The organism is Vibrio sp. 2134-1 (assembly GCF_033339495.1).
Window position 1 is genome coordinate 1 of sequence record NZ_JAWOUS010000519.1, and the last position, 657, is coordinate 657.

Below are 657 nucleotides of genomic sequence, written 5' to 3' on the forward strand. Positions count from 1 at the left end.
ACACTCAAAAGGGCAATTGCGGCATCATTTACTGTGGTAGCCGTAAGAAAGTCGAAATGGTGACGGAGAAGCTGTGCAACAACCACATCCGTGCGGCGGGCTATCATGCAGGGATGGACGCTGATGAGCGTGCTTACGTTCAAGAGGCGTTTCAGCGTGATGACATTCAAATCGTGGTCGCGACGGTTGCCTTTGGTATGGGCATCAACAAGCCGAACGTCCGTTTTGTGGTGCACTTTGATATTCCGCGCAATATTGAATCCTACTACCAAGAAACGGGACGAGCAGGGCGAGATGGTTTGCCTGCTGAAGCGATGATGTTATATGACCCTGCAGACATCAGTTGGCTACGTCGCATGCTGGATGAAAAAGACGATGGACCGCAAAAGCAAGTAGAAAGCCATAAACTTAATGCGATGAGTGCCTTTGCAGAAGCGCAAACCTGTCGTCGTCAGGTTCTGCTCAACTACTTTGGTGAATACCGCGAGAAGCCTTGTGGTAACTGCGATATCTGCCTCGATCCACCCAAACATTTTGATGCGACAGAAGAAGCGCGAAAAGCGTTGTCGTGTGTTTATCGCGTTAACCAAAGCTTTGGTATGACGTATGTGGTTGAGGTGCTGCGTGGTATGCAAAATATCCGCGTGCGTGAACATG

At 49.6% G+C, this 657-nt stretch carries 1 protein-coding gene; it reads left to right on the forward strand.

What is annotated here, in order from left to right:
- Window positions 1–657, forward strand: a 657-nt coding sequence (locus tag R7R78_RS26980) for a RecQ family ATP-dependent DNA helicase (protein WP_225474716.1), incomplete at both ends; no start/stop codon positions are given.